The organism is Mycobacterium sp. 94-17 (assembly GCF_035617725.1).
GTDB lineage: Bacteria > Actinomycetota > Actinomycetes > Mycobacteriales > Mycobacteriaceae > Mycobacterium.
The window spans coordinates 1-571 of sequence record NZ_JAPIYN010000081.1 but is presented as its reverse complement, the minus strand read 5'-3'; the positions used below and the strand labels follow the sequence as shown (position 1 = coordinate 571).

The following is a 571-nucleotide window of genomic DNA, read 5'->3' as shown; positions in this document are numbered from 1 at the left end:
ACCTGCTCATCGGCACGCCCCAGATAGCGCAGCTGCCCATCGGCCCCCCAGCACACCAGGTCCCCGGTCCGATACATCCGTGCCCCCGGAACACCGGACGGGCACGCCACAAACCGCGACCCCGTCAACCCCGAACGGCCCCAATACCCCACCGCCACACCAGAACCCGCCACATACAACTCACCGACCACCCCGGCCGGCACCGGCCGCAACCACCCATCGAGCACCAGCAACGCCGCGCCGGGCACCGGCACACCAATCGGCGCCACCCCCGCACCCGCCCGAAGCGGGGCACTGATCGCCGCATACACCGTGGTCTCGGTCGGCCCGTAACCGTTGAGCATCACCCGACCCGGCGCCCACCGATCCACCACCTCAACCGGACACGCCTCCGCGGCCACCATCAACGCCGCCGACTCCCACCCGTCTGCCGGCAGCATCCCCACCGCCGACGGGGTCTGGCTCACCACGCTGACCCGCTCGCCCACCAACAACGCGTGCAGCTCCTGCGGCGAGCGCGTCACCGACTCGCCCACCACCACCAGGCGCCCGCCATGCAGCAGCGCACCCC

Annotated in this window: 1 protein-coding gene; it reads right to left on the bottom strand. The window is 71.8% G+C overall.

What is annotated here, in order from left to right:
- The coding region (locus OQ789_RS25730; protein ID WP_324689236.1) for an AMP-binding protein at nt 1–571 on the bottom strand (571 nt) is incomplete at both ends.